Source organism: Pseudomonas sp. 9_2_1, from assembly GCF_059295275.1.
On the sequence record NZ_CM181239.1, the window covers coordinates 73834 to 93427 of the forward strand.

Genomic DNA, 19594 nt, shown 5'->3' on the forward strand with positions numbered 1-19594 from the left:
TCTGGATGGAGACGTTATTATGTTACCTGTTTCTGATGACTCGAGTATCCACCGTGTCCCGATTCCTAGCTCTGTTTGTCGCTTTCATCGCATTTTCAGCCCAGGCCGATGTGCGCGTGCTCACCACTATCAAGCCCCTGCAGCAAATTGCTGCTGCCGTGCAGGACGGCGTGGGCAGCCCCGAGGTATTGCTGCCGCCGGGCGCCTCGCCGCACCACTACGCGCTGCGTCCGTCCGACGTGCGGCGGGTGGGCGATGCCGACCTGTTGTACTGGATTGGCCCGGACATGGAGAGCTTCCTGCCGCGCGTGCTGGGCAGCCGCAGCAAGCCCACGGTGGCCGTGCAGTCGCTGGCGGGCATGAAGCTGCGCCGCTTTGGCGAGGACAGCCACTCCCATGAGGAAGCAGACCATGACGACCACGATCATGATCACCGCCCGGGCAGCCTGGACGCGCACTTGTGGCTGTCGTCGGTCAACGCGCGGGTAATCGCGGCGAAGATGGCTGCGGATCTGGCCCAGGTCGATCCGGCCAATGCTGCCCGCTACCAGAGCAACCTGAAGGCTTTCAATGAGCGCATGGATGCACTGGATGGACGTATCAAGGCGCGGGTAGCCGGTATTGCCAGCAAACCGTACTTCGTGTTCCACGAGGCGTTCGATTACTTCGAGGCGGAGTATGGCCTGAAGCACACCGGCGTGTTCAGCGTGGCATCCGAGGTTCAGCCGGGGGCGCAGCATGTGGCTGCGATGCGCAAGCGCCTGCAGGAAGTGGGCAAGACCTGTGTGTTCAGTGAGCCGCCACTGCGGCCGCGGTTGGCTGAGACCCTGACTGCCGGGCTGCCGGTGCGCTTGGCTGAGCTGGATGCACTGGGTGGTACCGACCCGGTGGATGCCAAGGGTTATGAGCGCTTGCTGGAGAAGCTGGGTGGCGACCTGGCTGGGTGCTTGGAGCAGTTGTAAGCCGGGTTTTGCAGGAGATTGCATCAGGGCGGCCAGGTGTTCGCCGTAAGGTTTGCAGCGCCTGTGAAACGAGGGTGTCAGAAATTTTGTGTTCGGGCATAACATGAGTAAGAGGTGCATGTATGCCAACCAAAAAAAAACCGCTCCGAGAGTTACCAAAGGTTCCGCAAGAGCTGCTGGAACAGTTTTCCGCTGTTCCGCTGATGACCGCAGAAGCCATCGAAGAGGCCTCTGCGGCATTCAAGAAGGCGCTGATAGAGCGAGCCTTGAATGCCGAACTGGGTCATCACCTGGGCTATCCACCGGGCGCGCAGCGCCCGGAGGATGAAACAAACCAGCGAAATGGGAAGAGCGGCAAAACGGTACTCACTGGTGATGGCCCGCTAAGGCTGGATATCCCTCGTGACCGGGATGGCAGCTTTTCGCCCATTTTGATCCCCAAACATGAGCGCCGTTACACCGGTTTTGACGACAAGATCATCGCCATGTATGCCCGCGGTATGACGGTCAGAGAAATCCGTGCCTTTCTCTCCGAGCAGTATGGAACAGAGGTCTCGCCCGACTTCATCAGTTCCGTGACCGACGAGGTCATGGAGGAGATTGGCGCGTGGCAACAGCGGCCTCTGGAACCGATGTATCCGGTCATTTTCTTTGATGCTCTGCGGGTCAAAATTCGCGAAGAAGGCTTGGTTCGCAATAAAGCGATCTACTTGGCACTGGGCGTTTTGCCAGATGGAACGCGCGATATTCTTGGCATCTGGATTGAGAACACCGAAGGTGCGAAGTTCTGGATGAAGGTGTTCAATGACCTCAGGACGCGCGGCGTCGAGGATGTGCTGATTGCCGTAACCGACGGCCTCAAAGGCATGCCGGAAGCGCTCAGTGCAGTATTTCCGGAGACGACACTGCAGACCTGCATCGTCCACCTGATCCGCAACAGCCTCGCTTATGCGGCCTGGGACAAGCGTCGAGCCTTGGCCAAGGCTCTCAAACCGATCTATCAGGCCATCAACGCCCAGGCGGCTGAACAGGCACTGGATGAGTTTGAAAGCGGGCCTTGGGGCACGCAATATCCAACAGTGGTGACTGCCTGGCGACGGGCGTGGGATCGAGTGATTCCGTTCTTTGCTTTCCCACCGGCCATCCGGAAGGTGATCTACACCACCAACGCCATCGAGAGTATCAACGCTCAGCTACGCAAGATCATCAAAACCCGCGGTCACTTCCCGAACGACGACGCGGCGACCAAACTGATCTGGCTGGGGCTGCGCAACATCACAGCGAACTGGGGGTCAGCGGCGCATGACTGGAAAAGTGCGATGAATCAATTTGCGATTCTGTACGGAGATCGGTTCATCAGGCCAACCTGGTGAAATCAAGGCCTGCCGGGCGGCAGGCCGTTACCGGCCCGCACACAAAAAACCTGACACTCCCTGTGAAACCGAGCGCCGCCCGCGCGGCGCTCGATTTCACAGGCGCAGAAAGCATCAAGGCGGGCACCTGTCAGCCCTCACACAATCCAGTCGGCGGGCCCTAGAGAGCAAACGGCAGGCGCAAAGCCACCTGCTGCCGCTGTGCCAAACGCACTTCGAACTCGCTCGGGTCATGGATCATCACATCCATCCCGGCAAACGACTCCGCCGCAATCAGCCGCGACAGCCAGAAGCGCACGCAGCCTACCCGCAACATCTCTGGCCACAGCTCGGCTTCGGCTGCAGTGAACGGCCGCAGCGCGGCATACGCTGCCAGCAGCGCCTGAGCGCGGGGCATGTCGATCGCGCCGTGCTCATCCAGGCACCAATCGTTCACGGTGATGGCGATGTCATACAGCATCGGCCCGGAGCAGGCGTTGTAGAAGTCGATCACACCTGTCAGGTGGGTGCCTTCGAACATCACGTTGTCGCGGAACAGGTCGGCATGCAGGTTGGCCCGCGGCAACGCCAGGATCTGCGCCTTGTGCGCGGTAATCTCGGCCAGGGCCGGCTGCAGCAGTGCAGCCTGCTCGGCAGTCAGCCGTGGCAGCAACTCGGCCCCCGCAGCCAGCATCCAGTCCAGGCCGCGGTCGGTGCGGCGTTCGATGATGTGCTCGCGGGTGGCCAGGTGGATGTGCGCCAGCAGCTCGCCCACCTGGGCGCAGTGCTGGTTGTTCGGGGCCTTGATGTGCTTGCCCGACAGCCGTGGCTGCAGCAATGCCGGCTTGCCGCACAGCTCGCGCAGGCCGTTGCCGTCGCGGTCACGAATCGCATAGGGCACCGGCATGTCGGCTTCGTGCAGTGTGTCCAGCAGCTCGATGAAGAACGGCATGTCCTCGCTGGGCCCGCGCTCGATCAACGTCAGGACGAACTCCCCCTGTTCGAGGCTGACGAAGAAATTGCTGTTCTCGGTGCCGGCGGCAATGCCCTGGAAGTCGAGCAGACGGCCCAGCTCGTACGGCGCCAGAAAGGTTTCCAGCTCAGGCCGGGTCACGGGGGTGAAGACTGACATGATGAAAAATTGCCCATACGGGCACTTCCGCCGGGAAGTGCCGGGTTGATGTGAACGGTGCGCGTCAGATTACCACTCGAAGATCTTCCAGGACGGTATCAGCATGTCCGGCTGGTCGGATCGAATGAAATTGGCGTCGGTGCCATCGGCGCGTACCAGGAAATAAGGCTTGCCGTTTTTCGGCGTGATCTTGATCGCATACAGGAACCCGTTCTGCCGGTACTCCTGGATGGTTTTGTCGCCTTCCGTGCGAATGGTTACCTCGGGATCGGCCGAGGGCGCGTCGTCCGCCGCCAGGGTGACGACAGGCATGGTTGCCAACAGGCCGAGCAGTAACAGGCGATTGAGTGTACGCATGATAACCTAGTCCCTTTGTCGTCAATGATTCTGGCTATTCTAGCGCCGGACCCGTCGAAAAGGTTGATTCTGCTCATGAGCCAAGCGCCCCTCGTCCTGGTGGACGGTTCCTCCTACCTGTACCGCGCCTTCCATGCGCTGCCCCCGTTGACCACGTCCAAGGGCATGCCAACCGGTGCGGTGAAGGGCGTGCTGAACATGCTCAAGAGCCTGCGCAAGCAATACCCCGACAGCCTGTTTGCGGTGGTGTTCGATGCCAAGGGCGGCACCTTCCGCGATGCCATGTTTGCCGAGTACAAGGCCAACCGGCCCAGCATGCCGGACGACCTGCGCGTGCAGATCGAGCCGCTGCACGCCAGCGTCAAGGCGCTGGGCTACCCGCTGCTGTGCGTCGAGGGCGTCGAGGCCGACGACGTGATCGGTACCCTGGCCCGCAGCAGTGCCGCCCAAGGCCGTCCGGTGGTGATCTCGACCGGTGACAAGGACATGGCGCAGTTGGTGGACGGGCACATTACCCTGGTCAACACCATGACCGGCACCGTGCTGGACGTGGCTGGCGTGCACGAGAAATTTGGCGTCGGCCCGGAACATATCATCGACTTCCTGGCCCTGATGGGCGACAAGGTCGACAACATTCCTGGCGTGCCCGGCGTCGGCGAAAAGACCGCGGTGGGCCTGCTGACCGGCATCGGCGGTGGCCTCAGCGACCTGTATGCCAACCTGGACAAGGTGCCTGCACTGGCCATCCGTGGCGCCAAGACCCTGCCGGCCAAGCTGGAGGAACACCGCGACGCGGCGTTCCTGTCCTACGAGCTGGCCACCATCAAGGTCGACGTGCCGCTGGACGTCGAGGTCGAGGCGCTGGTCTGCGGCGAGCCTGACCGCGACGCGCTGCTGGCGCTGTATACCGAGATGGAGTTCAAGAGCTGGGTTGCGGATGTACAGCGCGAAGCGGCGCGGGCCGGTGAGGCCATCGCAGCGGTCGAGGAGCCGGCAGCCAAGGTCGAGCCGAAGTACGAAACCATCCTCGACCAGGACCGTTTCGATGCCTGGCTGGAGAAGCTGCGCCAGGCGCCGCTGTTCGCCTTCGACACCGAAACCACCGGCCTGGACGCCCAGAAAGCGAAGCTGGTGGGCCTGTCGTTCGCTGTCGAGCCGCATGCGGCGGCCTATGTGCCATTGGCCCACGATTACGAAGGCGCGCCCGCCCAACTGGACCGCGAGGCGGTGCTGCTGGCGCTGAAGCCGCTGCTGGAAGACCCGTCCAAGGCCAAGGTCGGGCAGAACGCCAAGTACGATATCAACATCCTCGCCAATGCCTCGCCTGCCATCGAAATGCGCGGCGTGGCCTACGACACCATGCTCGAGTCGTATGTGCTGAACTCCACCGGCACACGTCACGATATGGACAGCCTGGCGCAGAAGTACCTCGACCACACCACCATCGCCTTCGAAGACATTGCCGGCAAGGGCGCGAAGCAGCTCACCTTCAACCAGATCCACCTGGACAAGGCCGGCCCCTACGCCGCCGAGGACGCCGACATCACCTTGCGCCTGCACCAGGCACTGCAGGCTCGCCTTGCGCAAACGCCGAGCGTGCAGCCGGTGCTGATGGACATCGAAATGCCGTTGGTGCCGGTGCTGGCCAGGATCGAGCGCCAGGGTGCGCTGGTCGATGCCGCGCTGCTGCGGGTGCAGAGCGGTGAACTGGGGGTGAAGATGGCCGAGCTGGAGCAGCGCGCGTATGCGTTGGCCGGCGAGGAGTTCAACCTCGGCTCGCCCAAGCAGCTGGGTGCCATTCTTTACGACAAGCTGGGCATGCCGGTGCTGAGCAAGACCGCCAAGGGCCAGCCATCCACCGCCGAAGCGGTGCTCGACGAGCTGGCCGAGCAAGGCTACCCGCTGCCCGAGGTACTGATGCAGTACCGCAGCCTGAGCAAGCTCAAAAGCACGTATACCGACAAGCTGCCGGGGCAGATCAACCCGCGCACCGGGCGTATCCACACCTCATACCAGCAGGCGGTGGCCGCCACCGGCCGGCTGTCGTCGAGCGACCCTAACCTGCAGAACATCCCGATTCGCACTGCCGAAGGCCGGCGCATTCGCCAGGCGTTTGTCGCCAGCCCGGGTTACAAGTTGCTGGCGGCGGACTACTCGCAGATCGAGCTGCGCATCATGGCCCACCTGGCCAAGGACGAAGGCTTGCTGCATGCGTTCCGCAACGACCTGGACGTGCACCGTGCCACGGCAGCCGAAGTGTTCGGCGTGGCACTGGAAGACGTCACCACCGACCAGCGGCGCAGCGCCAAGGCCATCAACTTCGGCCTGATCTACGGCATGAGCGCGTTCGGCCTGGCCAAGCAGATCGGCGTCGATCGCAAGCAGTCGCAGGACTACATCGACCGTTACTTCACCCGCTACCCGGGCGTGCTGGCCTATATGGAGCGCACCCGAGCCCAGGCGGCCGAGCAAGGCTTTGTCGAAACCCTGTTTGGTCGCCGCCTGTACTTGCCCGACATCAACGCCAAGAACCCGGCCCTGCGCAAAGGCGCCGAGCGTACGGCGATCAACGCGCCGATGCAGGGTACGGCGGCCGACATCATCAAGCGGGCCATGGTCAATGTGGATAACTGGCTGAGCGAGAGCGGGCTGGATGCACGGGTGATCCTGCAGGTACACGATGAACTGGTGCTGGAGGTGCGCGAAGACCTGGTGGAGCAGGTCAAAGATGAAATTCGCCAGCACATGAGCCAGGCCGCGCAGCTGGATGTTCCGCTGCTGGTCGAGGCAGGAATTGGCGCGAATTGGGATGAAGCTCACTGATTGAACGGGGAAAGCTGTGTAGGATCTGCGACGTAGGGACGCGGATCCTGGCACTGCCCAGTGCCATTGGTGCTGAAGATTCCTGAAATTATCGCAAATAGTTTTCAGGGCTTCGGAACTAAACCAGTGAAGCGGAACTCAGAGTAACTGAATGGCTGGTGAAGCCCTTCGATGCTCCTATGTTGTGTTAAGTGTTGGCAGATATCTGGACCCCGCCCTAGCGGTCCGGACTTGGACCCCGAACTTCCCCCTCCCCATACGAAGTCCGGGGTTTTTTTTGCCCGGAATTTGGGTCGGCAGTTGCTGCTCACACCTGTAGGAGCAGCCTTGTGCTGCGAAATGGCCGGCATGAGCAATAGATGTCTACAGCCTGTCGTGGCCTCTTCGCAGCACAAAGGCTGCTCCTACAAGGATTCATGCAGGCCCTCAGGCAACTGGCTTGTCTTCCAGCTCCATCCAGTCCGCCAGCACCCGGTAGGCGTCTTCCACACCCAGGCGCTTGGGTGCCGAGAACAGCTGGATGGTCACGCCATCGCCCCAGCCCTTGCGGATTTCCGACTGCACTTTCAGCAAGGTGTTCTTGCCTGCGCCGTGGGTCAGCTTGTCGGCCTTGGTCAGCAGGATGTGCATCGGCATGCGGCTGGCCTTGGCCCAGTCCAGCATCATCTTGTCGAAATCGGTCATTGGGTGGCGGACGTCCATCATCAGGATCACGCCACGCAGGCACTCACGGCTGCCCAGGTAGGCTTCCAGGTGCTTCTGCCAGTGTTGCTTGAGCGGAATCGGCACTTTTGCATAACCGTAGCCCGGCAGGTCGACCAAACGCCGTTCATCGTCCAGACTGAAGAAATTCAATAGCTGGGTGCGACCGGGGGTTTTCGAGGTACGCGCCAGGCTGGCATGAGTCAGGGTATTGAGGGCGCTGGATTTGCCGGCGTTGGAGCGGCCGGCGAAAGCCACCTCGTAACCCTGGTCGTCCGGGCATTGTTCGACCTTGGCTGCGCTAAGGGCGAATGTGGCTTTCTGGCAGAGGCCGAGGATGGGGTTCTTGACTTGCATGGGATATCCGATGTGGGTGTTGCCAAAGCCTAGGCCGGCAAGCGGTGTCATTTCCGTTTGGCTGACAGAAGTATATAATGCCCCAGTTTTTGTGTGCCCATTCTCCCAGCGAAGGAGAACGGGCATGGGGTGCCGAACTATAGCTTGCGCATCAGAACGCAGCGCGTCCCCCAACCCTGTCAGGTCGTTTCGCCTGGCGAAATGGCTGCTAGCTGTCGGTATGTTCCTGCCGTTTTTCAGCGCACAGGCTACACAGGATCCCGAGGCGTTGTACAACCGCACGTGTGCGGCCTGTCACGCCGGGCAGTTGCCGCAGGCGCCCAAGAAGGGTGACCGGGCAGCCTGGGAACCAAGGCTGGCGCAAGGCATGGAGGTACTCATGGCGCATGTGAATCAGGGTTTCAAGGCTATGCCGCCGCGTGGATTGTGCATGGACTGCAGTGCCGAGGACTACCGTTTGGTCATCCTTTGGATGAGCGGCAGTCCCGATACATAACATTTCACCCTTAGCCGTGTTGGATTAGCTGATGAACAAACTAGTCGTGAGTCTGCTGTTGACCCTGGGGGTCGCGGGTGCGGCCACTGCTGCGCAAACTGTCAAAGGCGATGCCGCCGCCGGCCAGGCCAAGACGGCCGTCTGTGGCGCCTGCCACAACCCCGACGGCAACAGCCTGGCACCGAACTTCCCGAAACTGGCTGGGCAGGGCGAGCGCTACCTTGAAAAACAACTGCACGATATCAAGTCCGGCAAGCGTACCGTGCTGGAAATGACCGGGATGCTGGCCGCGTTCAGCGATCAGGACCTGGCCGACATCGCCGCCTATTTCTCCAGCCAGAAAGGCAGCGTGGGTGCCGCCGATCCCAAGCTGGTGGAACGTGGCCGTGCGCTGTTCAACGGTGGCGACCTGGAGAAAGGCATGCCTGCCTGCACCGGCTGCCACTCGCCGAACGGCGCGGGTATCGCCTTGGCTGGCTTCCCGCACCTGGGCGGGCAGCACTCCCAGTACGTGAGCAAACAGTTGACCGAGTTCCGCGAGGGTGTGCGCACCAACGATGGCGATGCGATGACCATGCGGACCATCGCCGGCAAGCTGAGCAACCATGATATCGAAGCGTTGGCCAGCTACATCCAGGGCCTGCACTGAGGCTTTCGACCGCCTGTGATGGCCCTATCGCCGGCAAGCCAGCGCCCACATGGACCGCGCCGCCCTCAAGCCCTGCGCCATCCCTGTGGGAGCCGGCTTGCCGGCGATAGGGCCGTCAAGGGCACTGCATTAACTTTCAGTTAATGTTGTAGGCCAATGATGAAAGGGTGGCCGGGCTGCCCTTTTTTCCGTCCGCTGCCGGTACACTACAGAACTCGAGCCCTTCCCGGCCTGTCTCAATTCAGGTCGCGTCGAGGTGACCCATGACTGCTCAGGAGTAAAGCATGCGTAAACTGATTCTCAGCGCTGCGCTGGTCGCTGCCAGCGTATTCGGTATGGCTGCCGTCCAGGCAGCCGAGCCTGCCACGGCTGGCAAGGAATATATCGAGCTGAGCAACCCTGTTCCGGTGTCCGTGCCTGGCAAGATCGAAGTGGTCGAGCTGTTCTGGTATGGCTGCCCTCATTGCTACCATTTCGAGCCGACCATCAATCCATGGGCCGATAAGCTTCCGGCCGACGTCAATTTCAAGCGTATTCCTGCCATGTTCGGCGGCCCTTGGGACGCTCACGGCCAGATGTTCCTGACCCTCGAGGCCATGGGCGTCGAGCAGAAGGTGCACGCGGCGGTGTTCGACGCCATCCAGAACCAGCACAAGCGTCTGACCGACAAGAATGACATGGCCGATTTCCTCGCAACCCAAGGCGTGGACAAGGACAAGTTCCTCGCGACCTTCGATTCGTTCGCCATCAAGGGCCAGGTACAGAAGGCCAAAGAGCTGGCGAAAAAATACGAAATTACTGGTGTGCCAGCCATGGTGGTCAACGGCAAGTACCGTTTCGACCTGGGCACTGCTGGCGGGCCGGAAGGCGTGCTGAACGTCGCCGACCAACTGATCGACAAGGAGCGCGCCGCCAAGTAGGCGGCGTAACCCATGCCCCGCTTCAGAACCACGCGTGGCATTGGCCTGCACCAGCCGCAGGTCAACGAGCATCACCTGCAGGCCTCGGGCCTGCCCGAGGATGGTCGCCTGCGGCTGCTTAGCTTCAACATCCAGGTGGGCATCAGCACCGAGCGCTACCGGCACTACCTGACCCGCAGCTGGCAGCACCTGCTGCCGCATACCGGGCGGGCCGGCAACCTGCAGAAGATCGGCAAGTTGCTGGGTGACTTCGATCTGGTGGCCTTGCAGGAGGCCGACGGCGGCAGCATGCGGTCGGGCTACATCAACCAGGTCGAACACCTGGCTCATCTGGGCGCCTTCCCCTATTGGTATCAGCAGCTCAACCGTAACCTCGGCCGTTTCGCCCAGCACAGCAATGGCGTGCTCAGCCGCCTGAAGCCGCAACTGCTCGAAGACCACCCGTTGCCGGGCCCGGCTGGCCGCGGTGCGATCCTGGTGCGGTTTGGCGAGGGCGAAGATGCGCTGATCGTAGTGATGATGCACCTGGCACTGGGCGCCAAGACCCGCGCCCTGCAGCTGGGCTACATTCGTGAGCTGATCGGCGGCTACCGCCATCAGGTGCTGATGGGCGACATGAATACCCATGCCACCGACCTGCTGCAGCACTCGCCGCTGCGCGACCTGGGCCTGATCGCGCCTCAGGTCGAAGCCACCTTCCCGAGTTGGCGACCACAGCGTTGCCTGGACCATATCCTGCTCAGCCCAAGCCTCACGCTGGAGCGTGTCGAGGTGTTGGCGCAGCCAATTTCAGACCACCTTCCCGTTGCCGTCGAGATTCGATTGCCTGATGCATTGACTGTGGATACGCTGCCGGTTTTGAGCTAATTGCCATCACCGTTTGCGGACCCGGGCATGACTGAAGACGCTGAGCGCTGGAAAGAGAAATACCTCAAGAGCATCGAGCAGCAGGAAAAGCTGGAGCGCCGCTGGGACGCCCGTCTCGACCTGCTGCGTCGCGGCCTGGTGCGCAGCACCCTGGCTGCCGAAGGCAGTGACAAGGTGGTGGACGAGTGCATGAAGGAAATGCGCGAGGTCATCCGCAGCGACAACATGGACGCCGGCCTCGCCGGGTTGATCCCGCGCCTTGAAAAAGCCGTGCTGGACTCTGAACAGCGCCGGGAAAACCGCATGCACCAGGTCGGCGATGCGTTGACCGCACTGGTGGGCCAGCTGCAAGGCCTGCCGCTGCCCAACGATATCTCCCGGCCCCTGAAAAAGCTGGCGAAGAAGCTCGACGGCGGGGTTGCCCAGTCACGCGACCTGCCGCCGTTGCTGGGCGAATTGAGCGGCTTGCAGGGTCGCGCGTTGTCCGCCCTCGGCAAGCCGGAGGAGGAAGCCCGGCCTGGTTTTTTGCAGCGCTTGTTCGGCAGCCGCGAGGACGACGGCCAAGGTGAGGCAGAACTGGCAACGGTGGTGCCGGCTGCTGCCGACACACATCCCCAGGCCACACCAGCCAATATCGGGGTATTGCAGCCCGAAGACGTCGATGTGCTTCAGCCACTGCCCGCCCCATCAGCCCCCGCAGAAGCGCTGGTCGTTACCCGCGACCCCGAGCTGGAGCCAGCAGGCCCGGCATTGATCGAGTCGGTGGAGATGCCGTCAGCCTCGCAGTCGCAGCCGTCACAGGCAGAAGTGCCAGCGCTACAGATTGGCGCCGACGACGAACCTTCGGCAGAGCCTCTATCAACCCTCGAAGAAACCTTCGGTGAAGACGGGCCCTACGCCCTGCCCTACGCGGTGGAGCCGCCGTACAGTCAGGTTGCCGCGCACATCGAGCAGACTTTGATCGGCCTGCTTGACGACCTCAGCTTGCCCGAGCGGCACAAGGCCCAGGCCCTGGAAATGCGCGAGCGGGTCGCCCGCGGTTTGAACTGGTATGAGCTGATTCCGGTACTGGATGACCTGGCAGTGCTGCTGCTGGCAATCAACGACAGCGGCCAGCACGAATTCGAAACCTACCTGCAGCAGATCAACGAACGCCTTGAGGGTTTTCAGAGCCATCTGCAAGAGGCCAGCGCCGGCCACGCTGACAACAGTAGCGCTGCGCGTGAGCTGGATACGCAGCTGCGTGAGCACGTCGACGGCCTGCAGAGCAGCGTGCAGGGTGCCGCCGACGTGGACAGCCTGAAGCACATTCTGGAAAACCGCCTGGAAGGCCTGTTGGTGACCATGGACGAGCACAAGCACGAACGTGACCGCCGCGAGCTGGAACTGGCGGGGCGCCTGCATGGGTTGTCGGAGCGGGTGGCGAACATGGAGCAAGAAGCGCTGGGCTACCGTGAGCACCTCGAGGAGCAGCGCCAGAAAGCCTTGCTCGACCCGCTTACCGGCTTGCCTAACCGTGCGGCCTGGAGCGAACGAGTTGAACGCGAAATGCTCGAATGGCAGGAAAACGGCGGCCATCTGGCGATGGCGATCCTCGATCTTGACCATTTCAAGCGCATCAACGACAGCTACGGGCACCTGGCCGGGGACAAGGTGTTGAAGATTGTCGCCGACCAACTGCGCAAGCGCTTGCGCGGCCGTGACTTCATCGCCCGCTTTGGCGGCGAGGAGTTCGTCCTGCTGCTGCCACAGACGCCGCCAGCCGCCGCCGCCCAGATGGCCGAGGTGCTGCGCGCAGCCGTCGAGGCATGCCCGTTCCACTTCAAGGGCGAACGGGTGGTGATCACCACCTCCATCGGGCTGGCTGCGTTCCGTTCGGGCGAGCGCGGCGATCAGGTGCTGAAACGCGCCGATGCGGCGTTGTACCGGGCCAAGGAGCAGGGGCGCAATCGCGTCGAGCAGGGTTGACCCAAAGCGGCTGGCCCGTGGCAAGCGCGCCCTCGGCCAGCACGTTATACTGTAGCGCTCATACGCTGAGGCCACCGACGTGTTTTCCACGCTGAAAAAAACCCTGATTTCCTTGCTGCTGCTGTTTGTAGCAGGTTGCTCCACGGGCCTGCGAATAGACCGCAGCCACCCTTCCGCCAACCACGACAACCGCATCCAGTTCGTTGTCCTGCATTACACCAATGCCTCGCTGGAGCGCTCCCTCGCCTTGCTTACCCAGGGTGAGGTCAGTAGCCATTACCTGATCGGCGATGGTCCGGCGACGGTCTACCAACTGGTGGATGAAAGCCGCCGCGCCTGGCATGCCGGTGATAGCCAATGGCAGGGGCGCACCTGGCTGAACTCCTCGTCGATCGGTATCGAGATCGTCAACCCGGGGTTCACCGACACGCCGAGTGGTCGGGTCTGGCACCCTTACAGCGAGGCCCAGGTGCAGTCGCTGATCGCGCTGCTCAAGGACATCGTCAAGCGCAACAACATCGAACCACGGCACATCATCGGCCACAGCGACATTGCTCCGTCGCGCAAGCTGGACCCAGGCCCGTTGTTCCCTTGGAAGCGTTTGGCAGATGCCGGGCTGGGTGTCTGGCCGGACGCCAATGCCGTGGCACGCCAGCAGGCTTACTTCAGCGTCAACCCACCAGGCATTGGCTGGTACCAGCAGGAGCTGCGCCGGTTTGGCTACGCCATCGAGCAGACTGGGGTGCTGGATGTGGCCACCCGCCATACGCTTGCAGCGTTCCAGATGCGTTTCCGCCCACAACGCTTCGACGGCATGCCTGACGCCCAGACCGCTGCGATGTTGCAGGTGCTCAACCGGATGCGTTGAGCCGGCAGCAGCCCAAGCGAGGCGCTAAACGGTGAGGGTGATTATTGATTCAGTTGCTATACCTTAGTAATCAACTGGATGCCTTTGATGTCAGCACTCATCACCTTGCTGCGCCAAATTTTCTACCGCCCCTGGATGCTGGCCACCTTGGCAGCATTGGCCAGCGCCGCTCTGTTGCTGTCTGCCAGCATCGGCATTGCCTTGCAACAGATGAAGCAAAGTGAAAGCGAACAGATGAATGCCCAGGGCGAGCGGTTTCTCGATCGCCTCGAGCAGGTGTTCGGCCAGTTGCGCGAAGGCGTGGATGTTTTGCAGGCGCAGCCCTTGCGGGGCTGCAGCCCGGCAATGCTGACGGCTTTGCAGCAAGTCGGCCTGAGTTCTCGCTTCATCTATGAAGCCGCCTATGTAGATGGCGATGTGGCCTGCTCCAACCGGGGTGACGAGCGCGCGTTCGTGCCGCTGCGGGCCCCCGATATCCAGGGCCCGACATACAGCTACTGGCTTAATACCACCACCGAACCGAACGAGAACCTGGCGGCACTGATGCTGGGTCGGGGCAAATTTCTGGTTTCCACATCCCGTGGGCACCTGACCGATGTGGTGGACCTGCCACCGGGCGGCAGCCTGGTAGTGGTGCTGGATAACGGCGCGCGCGCCATTCCCGTGCTGGGCCCGCCACAGGTATGGCCGCCGCCCTCGGCCTGGTCCAACAGCGACAAGTCGCTGCTCGAACTCAGCGATCGACTGATCTACCGCATGCCCACCAAGTCACCGGATTACCAGCTGGTACTGATTGCGCCGCGGGCAAGCCTGCCGCTGAGAATGAACGGCATGCTCTGGCTGCTGTTCCCCGGTAGCGTGCTCGCGGCCTGTTGCATTGGCTGGCTGGTGTTGCAGTTGATCCTGCAACGGCGCTCGATGAGCTCGGAACTGCAGCACGCCTTGCGTCGTGGAGAACTGCAGGTGCTGTATCAGCCGATTTTCGAGCTCGACAGCCGGCGCTGCGTGGGGGCCGAAGCACTGGTGCGCTGGCGCCGCCCGGACGGCACCCTGACCAGCCCGGACCTGTTCATCCCGCTGGCTGAAAACACCGGGCAGATTCGGCAGATCACCGACTTTGTGCTGCAGCGCGTGCTCGAGCAGCTGGGGCAGCTGCTGCGCTCGCACCCCAAGTTGTACATCTCGGTAAACCTGGCGGCGTGCGATGTGATGGTGCCGCGGATTGGCCGGGTGGCGGCGCGCCTGTTGGCGCTTCACCGGGTATCGGCAACCCAGATTGCCTTCGAAGTGACCGAGCGCGGCCTGATCGACGTGGTGGTCGCCCGCGATAACCTGCAGGCGCTGCGTTCCGTTGGGCACCAGGTGCTGATCGATGATTTCGGTACTGGCTATTGCAGCCTGGCATACCTGCAAACCCTGCCGGTGGACTGCCTGAAGATCGACAAGGCGTTCATCGATGCGCTAGGGCATGATGCCGCCAGCAGCGGTGTCGCCCCGCATATCATCCGCATGGCCCATGACCTGCACCTGCGGGTGATTGCCGAAGGCATCGAGTGCGAGGACCAGGCGGTGCTGCTGAACAGCGAAGGGGTCAACTATGGCCAGGGCTGGCTGTTTGCCCGGCCATTGAACGCCCGGCAATTCGCCGAGCTGGTGACCCGCGGACAGCTGCCGCGGCGGGTCGAGCATTGAGTCAGCTCCCACAGGGATCGCATCTGGGCTCACAGGCCCTGCACACCTAGCGGCAAGCACCTGTCAGCCCTGATGCAACTTGCCAAAGCCCATGGAATTTCCTACAGGTACCGCACAGCTGCCAAGTGCGGCGCTATCCCTGTGGGAGCTGGCTTGCCGGCGATGAGGCCGGCACAGGAGAAACTCATACCGGCAGTGCCATATAGAACTGCGTGCCCTGCCCTGGCCGGGAAAACACGCCCATGCGCCCGCCGTGCAACTGCACGATCTCCTTGCACAACGCCAGCCCCAGCCCCGCGCCACCCTTCTTGCGGCCTACCTGCACGAAGGGTTCGAAAATGCGCCCCTGCTGTCCATAGGCAATGCCTTCGCCATTGTCTTCCACGCTGATGATCACCCGCTCCGCATGGCGCCGGGCATGCAGGCGAATGCGCCCGCCGTTGGCGGTATGGCGGATGGCATTGTGCAACAGGTTGTCCAGTACCCGGTCCAGTTGCGCAACGTCGGCCTGGATGCGCGGCAGCGGCGGCTCCAGGGCATTGATCAACTCGATCTGCTTGTGCGCCGCCTGCTGGTCAAAGCGCAGCTGCGCGCGCTCCAGCAACTCGTCGATGGCACAAGGCGCCAGCTCGAGCTTCTGCAGCCCGCTCTGGTATCGGCTGAAGTTGAGCAGGTCGTTGATCAGCTGGGTCAGGCGTTGCATTTCCTCGCCGATGGTTTCCAGCAGGTCGTTTTCCCGCGCTTCGGCGGGAAACTTGACCCGCTCGCGCAACAGGCCGAAGGCCATGTGCATACCGGTGACCGGGGTGCGAAGCTCGTGTGAGGCACGCAGTACGAATTCGCTGCGCACGCGCTCGAACGCGCGCTGTTCGGTTACGTCATGCAGCACCATCACCGCGCCAAGGATCGGGCCTTGCGGGTGGCTGACCGGGGTCAGGCTATAGGTGAGCAGGCGCGTTTCCTCGTCGACCTCGATGCTCAGGTCGTCTGGCGCACGGTCCAGGCTACCGCCGCGCAGCACCTGGCGCAGCTGGTGCTCCAGCTCTGGTCGCTGCAGGGCTTCGGCCAGGCTGCTGCCAACCCGGCTGTCATTCCAGCCCAGTTGGCGATGGGCTACCGGGTTGAGGTGCTCCAGGCGGCCCTGGCGGTCGATGATCAGCAAGCCATCGTCGATGCTGTCGAGCACGGCCTGCAGGCGCTGCTGGCCGGCCAGCAGTTCATCGACATTGGTGGCCTGGTGCTTGCGCAAGGCATCTGCCATGAGGCCGAAGCGGCGGGTCAGCTGGTTCAGTTCGGACGCCTGGGTGACCGGCAGGGTGACGTCGAAATTGCCTTTGCCCAGCTGGTCGGCGGCTTTGGCCAAGGCTTCGATCGGCTGGCCGAAGCGCCGGGCGATGTTGTGCGCAGTGATAAAGCCCAGTACCAGCACCACCAGGCCCATCAGGCCGAGCACACCGCTGACCAGCAGGGCCTGATCACGGCTGTTTTCCTCGTTGCGAGTGATGAGGTCCAGGGCCTGTTTGTGGGAATCGATCAGGTCGGTACGAACCTGGTTGAACGCGGCCCCAAGCGGTTGATCGGCGGCCATGCTGCGAGCCGGCGCGGGGCTGTCCCGGTAAGCCTGGAGAAAGGTCTGGTAGTGGCTACTGGCCTTGCTGAAACCGGTGCGCTCGCCGCCTTGTTCCAACCCTTGGTTGAGCAAGCCCTGGAAGTTTTCCTGCAGCAGCCGCAGGTTTTCCGGGGCGGTGCCTTCGTCGAGAATCAGGGTAAGCTGCTCGCCCAGATTCTGGCGCAACTTGAGCCCCACTTCCAGGGCGTGGGTGGTCTCGCGTACCAGTTGTTGCTGCACCGTGGCCATCTGCAGCACGCTGACCAGACCCAGCAGCAGCCCGAGCAGGGCCACCGTGACCAGCGCCGAGATGCTCAGGAACAGCCGCGTGCGCAGCTTCATGGGTGGCCACTTCACAGGTTGTACTGCTTGCGCTTGCGATACAGCGTTGAGGCATCGATGCCCAAGGTCTTGGCGGCCTGGTCCAGCGTGTCGCTGGCGGCCAGCACGGCGCCGATATGGGCGCGCTCCAGCTCATCCAGGCTTAGCGCGGCGCCCACCCGCGGGGCGTTGCCGGCAGGTTGCTCGCCCATGCCCAGGTGGCTGATTTCGACACGCTCCTGCGGGCAGATGATGCTCGCCCGCTCCACCACGTTGCGCAGTTCGCGAATGTTGCCGGGCCAGCGGTAATTGAGCAGGGCCGCACGGGCTTCATCGCTGAAACCCCGGGCCGGTCGGGAGTATTCCTTGACGAAGCGGGCGAGGAAGCGGTCAGCCAGGGTGAGGATGTCTTCACTGCGCTCGCGCAGGGGCGGCAGGTGCAGGGTGATGACGTTGAGGCGATACAGCAGGTCTTCGCGGAAGCGGCTTTCGCGCACCATCTCTTCGAGGTTGAGGTTGGTCGCGGCCAGAATACGTACATCGGCGCGGCGGGTGACCGGGTCACCCACACGCTCGTATTCCTTGTCCTGGATGAAGCGCAGCAGTTTCGGCTGCAGGGTCAGCGGGAAATCGCCGATCTCGTCGAGGAACAGTGTGCCACCGTCAGCCTGGTTGACCCGCCCCAGGGTGCTTTCGCTGGCGCCGGTGAAGGCCCCGCGGGTGTGGCCGAACAGCTCGCTTTCCATCAGTTCGGCGTTCAGCGACGGGCAGTTGATGGTCACACAGGCTTTGCGCGCGCGCTTGCTCCAGCCGTGGATGGCCCGGGCCAACTCGCCCTTACCGGTACCCGACTCGCCCAGGATGAGGATGTTGGCGTCGGTGGTGGCGACCTGGCGGGCGGTTTCCAGCACCGCCATCATCGCCGGGCTGTGCGAGTCGAGGCCGTCCTTGGGTTTGCGCACTTCGCCTTCCAGGGCTTCCAGGCGCGCCGAAAGCTGACGCACTTCCAGCTGCTTGGCGGTGGCCAGGCGCAACTGGTCCGGGCTGCAGGGCTTGACCAGGTAATCGGCGGCGCCGGCCTGGATGGCGTCGACGGCCGTGTCGATGGCCGAGTGCGCGGTGACAATTACCACCCGCATCCAAGGCGCCTGAATACGCATTTGTGCCAACACGTCGAGGCCGTTGTCTTCCCCCAGGCGTAAATCGAGGAAACACAGGTCGAACACCTGACGCTGCAGCAAGGATTCGGCCTGAGTCGCGCTGTTTGCCGTCGCCACGCTGTAGCCCTCGTCCTCGAGGCAATAGCGGAAGGTGCGCAGGATCGCGGACTCGTCATCCACCAGCAGAATGCGGCCTTGGTTGTCCTGGGCTGATTCCATTTTCCTGCGCTCCTTAGGGTAGATCTTCAATTAGTGTGGGAAAAATCGGGCAAGTTGCATGGTCAATTCTGAAGGATTCTGTCCTTTGCATGCTAGCCAATGGCCAAATAACGGCGGAACGCCGCGATATTCCGATGATTTGCTTAGAGACATGCGGTGGCACATTGGTTGCGACGATTTTCAGCTTTTGCCTACAAAAAGGAGGCTTCGCCATGTCCACTTCCTTTCGTACAGCCGTTGTGGCTGCTGTTTTGCTGCCCTTGATCAACCCGGCGTTTGCCGACCCGGTGCAAGACGCCCGCCTTGAAGGCGCGCTGCAAACCGCCCTTTCGTTAAACCGCATGCTCAACCCGTTCCGCATCAAGGTCGAAGTGGAGGGCAAGCAGGCGCGGCTTGTCGGCGAGGTAGAAAACGACGTCGAACGCCAACTGGCCGAACATGTTGCCTTGGCCACCCGGGGCATCGAGCAGGTGGATAACCAGCTGCAGGTCAATGCCCAGTTGGTGGAGCGCCCGCTGGAGCTGCGTGCCTACGCCCGGCGCCTGGAGGATGCCACCCTGGCAGCAGTGATTCGTGCACGGCTGTTGTGGAGCCGTACCACTGAGAAAGCGCCTATAGAAGTCCAGAGCAGTGAAGGCGTGGTGACGCTTCGCGGCAGGGTCGACAGTGTCGAGGCCAAGGAACTGGCGGGTGTGGTGGCACGGACCACCGATGGCGTGCACCTGGTCAACAACCTTGTCAGCCTTGATACAGCTGCCATGGCCAAGGCCAGGGAAACCCCGGTCGGGGCGCCAACCGGGCCGCAACCCAGTGATAGCTGGATCGTCGACAAGATCCAGAACAGCTACCGCTTCAGTCGCAATCTGGATGGCCTGAACCTCAAGGTAGCCAGTGAAGAAGGCATGGTGCGGCTGTCGGGTGAAGTCGTCAGTGCAGAGCAGAAGACCATCGCCCAGGAGATCGCCCGCCAGATCATCGGCGTGCGCGGGGTGGATGCCGACATGCTCAAAATAGCATCCAAGGTCGAGGGCTGATCGTGCAATTCGCACGAGCGCTTGGGTGCCATCGTGCAGGATACGTCCTCAGGTGCACTACGCCGCTTATATAAGCTATTGATTTTTGAGGATTTTATTTTATTCG

The 19594-nt window shown here is 62.4% G+C and carries 15 protein-coding genes and 1 pseudogene; 11 read left to right on the top strand and 5 right to left on the bottom strand.

Annotated features, from left to right (window positions below; translation table 11 throughout):
- Positions 1–5 precede the first annotated feature (5 nt).
- Together AC5O5I_RS00370 and AC5O5I_RS00375 are read left to right on the top strand one after the other, a co-directional pair.
- Positions 6–962: a zinc ABC transporter substrate-binding protein gene (locus AC5O5I_RS00370; RefSeq protein WP_172288885.1), complete on the top strand. Its 957-nt coding sequence runs from the start codon at positions 6–8 to the stop codon at positions 960–962.
- Between the two features lie 122 nt (positions 963–1084).
- Positions 1085–2335, top strand: a complete 1251-nt coding sequence (locus AC5O5I_RS00375) for an IS256 family transposase (protein WP_494510981.1) — start codon at positions 1085–1087, stop codon at positions 2333–2335.
- 160 nt (positions 2336–2495) lie between these two features.
- On the opposite strand, the gene AC5O5I_RS00380 is transcribed toward AC5O5I_RS00375, so the two are convergent.
- Both AC5O5I_RS00380 and AC5O5I_RS00385 read right to left on the bottom strand, forming a co-directional pair.
- A complete protein-coding gene (locus tag AC5O5I_RS00380) occupies positions 2496–3446 on the bottom strand; it encodes a homoserine kinase (RefSeq protein ID WP_172231757.1) in 951 nt (316 codons plus the stop codon).
- Positions 3447–3515: 69 nt separating this feature from the next.
- Positions 3516–3803, bottom strand: coding sequence for a DUF2782 domain-containing protein (locus AC5O5I_RS00385; RefSeq protein ID WP_010951520.1), 288 nt, complete (start codon positions 3801–3803; stop codon positions 3516–3518).
- A 75-nt stretch (positions 3804–3878) separates the two neighbouring features.
- On the opposite strand from AC5O5I_RS00385, the gene polA reads away from it, so the two are divergent.
- Positions 3879–6626, top strand: coding sequence for a DNA polymerase I (gene polA, locus AC5O5I_RS00390; protein ID WP_494511901.1), 2748 nt, complete (start codon positions 3879–3881; stop codon positions 6624–6626).
- A gap of 426 nt (positions 6627–7052) precedes the next feature.
- On the opposite strand, the gene yihA is transcribed toward polA, so the two are convergent.
- Positions 7053–7685: a ribosome biogenesis GTP-binding protein YihA/YsxC gene (yihA, locus tag AC5O5I_RS00395; RefSeq protein WP_172232757.1), complete on the bottom strand. Its 633-nt coding sequence runs from the start codon at positions 7683–7685 to the stop codon at positions 7053–7055.
- 193 nt (positions 7686–7878) lie between these two features.
- Here yihA and AC5O5I_RS00400 point away from each other — a divergent pair, with 193 nt between their 5' ends.
- The 7 genes and pseudogenes from AC5O5I_RS00400 (at position 7879) to AC5O5I_RS00430 (ending at position 15145) form a co-directional block, all read left to right on the top strand.
- Positions 7879–8181, top strand: a complete 303-nt coding sequence (locus AC5O5I_RS00400; protein WP_172288388.1) for a c-type cytochrome — start codon at positions 7879–7881, stop codon at positions 8179–8181.
- Between the two features lie 31 nt (positions 8182–8212).
- Positions 8213–8830, top strand: a complete 618-nt coding sequence (locus tag AC5O5I_RS00405; RefSeq protein ID WP_172226614.1) for a c-type cytochrome — start codon at positions 8213–8215, stop codon at positions 8828–8830.
- Between the two features lie 284 nt (positions 8831–9114).
- Complete coding sequence (gene dsbA / locus AC5O5I_RS00410) at positions 9115–9750, top strand: thiol:disulfide interchange protein DsbA (protein WP_172226611.1); 636 nt, start codon at positions 9115–9117, stop codon at positions 9748–9750.
- 34 nt (positions 9751–9784) lie between these two features.
- Positions 9785–10617: pseudogene (locus tag AC5O5I_RS00415) on the top strand (endonuclease/exonuclease/phosphatase family protein).
- Between the two features lie 27 nt (positions 10618–10644).
- Entirely contained in the window at positions 10645–12585 is a 1941-nt protein-coding gene (locus AC5O5I_RS00420) for a GGDEF domain-containing protein (RefSeq protein WP_172226605.1), read from the top strand.
- A gap of 79 nt (positions 12586–12664) precedes the next feature.
- Positions 12665–13453, top strand: a complete 789-nt coding sequence (locus AC5O5I_RS00425; protein WP_494511902.1) for an N-acetylmuramoyl-L-alanine amidase — start codon at positions 12665–12667, stop codon at positions 13451–13453.
- An 87-nt stretch (positions 13454–13540) separates the two neighbouring features.
- A complete protein-coding gene (locus AC5O5I_RS00430) occupies positions 13541–15145 on the top strand; it encodes an EAL domain-containing protein (protein WP_172226592.1) in 1605 nt (534 codons plus the stop codon).
- Positions 15146–15329: 184 nt separating this feature from the next.
- Here AC5O5I_RS00430 and AC5O5I_RS00435 read toward each other — a convergent pair whose 3' ends face one another.
- Together AC5O5I_RS00435 and algB are read right to left on the bottom strand one after the other, a co-directional pair.
- A complete protein-coding gene (locus AC5O5I_RS00435; protein ID WP_172226589.1) occupies positions 15330–17096 on the bottom strand; it encodes a KinB sensor domain-containing domain in 1767 nt (588 codons plus the stop codon).
- A gap of 11 nt (positions 17097–17107) precedes the next feature.
- Complete coding sequence (algB, locus tag AC5O5I_RS00440) at positions 17108–18454, bottom strand: sigma-54-dependent response regulator transcription factor AlgB (RefSeq protein ID WP_172226586.1); 1347 nt, start codon at positions 18452–18454, stop codon at positions 17108–17110.
- 212 nt (positions 18455–18666) lie between these two features.
- Between algB and AC5O5I_RS00445 the strand changes: the two genes are divergently transcribed.
- A complete protein-coding gene (locus AC5O5I_RS00445; RefSeq protein WP_494511903.1) occupies positions 18667–19488 on the top strand; it encodes a BON domain-containing protein in 822 nt (273 codons plus the stop codon).
- Positions 19489–19594 lie beyond the last annotated feature (106 nt).

What these genes read in the sequence shown, in the direction of transcription:
- AC5O5I_RS00370 (WP_172288885.1), top strand. Translation starts at nt 6, where the DNA reads ATGGAGACGTTATTATGTTACCTGTTTCTGATGACTCGAGTATCCACC.
- AC5O5I_RS00375 (WP_494510981.1), top strand. Translation starts at nt 1,085, where the DNA reads ATGCCAACCAAAAAAAAACCGCTCCGAGAGTTACCAAAGGTTCCGCAA.
- AC5O5I_RS00380 (WP_172231757.1), bottom strand. Translation starts at nt 3,446, where the DNA reads ATGTCAGTCTTCACCCCCGTGACCCGGCCTGAGCTGGAAACCTTTCTG.
- AC5O5I_RS00385 (WP_010951520.1), bottom strand. Translation starts at nt 3,803, where the DNA reads ATGCGTACACTCAATCGCCTGTTACTGCTCGGCCTGTTGGCAACCATG.
- polA (WP_494511901.1), top strand. Translation starts at nt 3,879, where the DNA reads ATGAGCCAAGCGCCCCTCGTCCTGGTGGACGGTTCCTCCTACCTGTAC.
- yihA (WP_172232757.1), bottom strand. Translation starts at nt 7,685, where the DNA reads ATGCAAGTCAAGAACCCCATCCTCGGCCTCTGCCAGAAAGCCACATTC.
- AC5O5I_RS00405 (WP_172226614.1), top strand. Translation starts at nt 8,213, where the DNA reads ATGAACAAACTAGTCGTGAGTCTGCTGTTGACCCTGGGGGTCGCGGGT.
- dsbA (WP_172226611.1), top strand. Translation starts at nt 9,115, where the DNA reads ATGCGTAAACTGATTCTCAGCGCTGCGCTGGTCGCTGCCAGCGTATTC.
- AC5O5I_RS00420 (WP_172226605.1), top strand. Translation starts at nt 10,645, where the DNA reads ATGACTGAAGACGCTGAGCGCTGGAAAGAGAAATACCTCAAGAGCATC.
- AC5O5I_RS00430 (WP_172226592.1), top strand. Translation starts at nt 13,541, where the DNA reads ATGTCAGCACTCATCACCTTGCTGCGCCAAATTTTCTACCGCCCCTGG.
- AC5O5I_RS00435 (WP_172226589.1), bottom strand. Translation starts at nt 17,096, where the DNA reads ATGAAGCTGCGCACGCGGCTGTTCCTGAGCATCTCGGCGCTGGTCACG.
- algB (WP_172226586.1), bottom strand. Translation starts at nt 18,454, where the DNA reads ATGGAATCAGCCCAGGACAACCAAGGCCGCATTCTGCTGGTGGATGAC.
- AC5O5I_RS00445 (WP_494511903.1), top strand. Translation starts at nt 18,667, where the DNA reads ATGTCCACTTCCTTTCGTACAGCCGTTGTGGCTGCTGTTTTGCTGCCC.